General features: G+C 46.7%; 1 protein-coding gene and 1 pseudogene. Both read left to right on the top strand.

Translation table 11 applies throughout. From position 1 onward, the window contains the following. A pseudogene (locus R7Q46_RS28505) lies at positions 1-274 on the top strand (flagellar biosynthetic protein FliP); the annotation flags it as partial. Between the two features lie 26 nt (positions 275-300). After that, positions 301-570 (top strand): flagellar biosynthesis protein FliQ, encoded by a 270-nt coding sequence (gene fliQ / locus R7Q46_RS28500; RefSeq protein WP_005457784.1) that lies wholly within the window; start codon positions 301-303, stop codon positions 568-570. Positions 571-598 lie beyond the last annotated feature (28 nt).

Raw genomic sequence — 598 nt, 5'->3', positions numbered from 1 at the left:
GGGCGAGCAAGTAACCAATCCAGAAGATGTGTCGATGGCGGTGTTGATTCCCGCTTTTATCACCTCGGAGCTGAAAACGGCGTTCCAAATCGGTTTTATGTTGTTTCTGCCGTTCTTGATCATCGACTTGGTGGTGGCATCGGTTTTGATGGCCATGGGTATGATGATGCTATCGCCAATGATTGTATCGCTACCGTTTAAGTTGATGCTGTTTGTGTTGGTGGATGGTTGGAACTTGATATTGTCGACCTTAGCCGGCAGTTTCGCCCTTTAGGTTGGCACAGAGAAAAGAGGTAAGACATGACTCCTGAAATGTTTGTCGAGCTTTTCCGTGAGGCACTGTGGATGGTGTTGATCATGGTCTGTGCCATTATTATCCCCAGTTTGCTCATCGGTTTGGTCGTGGCGATTTTTCAAGCCGCGACGTCAATTAACGAACAGACATTAAGCTTCTTACCTCGTTTGATCGTGACTTTGTTAGCTTTGATGCTGTTTGGTCACTGGATGACGCAAATGCTGATGGAATATTTCTTCGGCTTGATTGAGCGCTTGCCTCAGGTTCTGTACTAGAGGCTGGTATGGAGTATCCCACTCAAAT

The organism is Vibrio sp. 811, from assembly GCF_033339195.1.
The sequence above is the reverse complement of the archived record's forward strand: the minus strand, read 5'-3'. Positions and strand labels throughout refer to the sequence as shown.

Excerpts from the sequence above, each read along its gene's own strand:
- fliQ (WP_005457784.1), top strand. The coding sequence starts at position 301 with ATGACTCCTGAAATGTTTGTCGAGCTTTTCCGTGAGGCACTGTGGATG.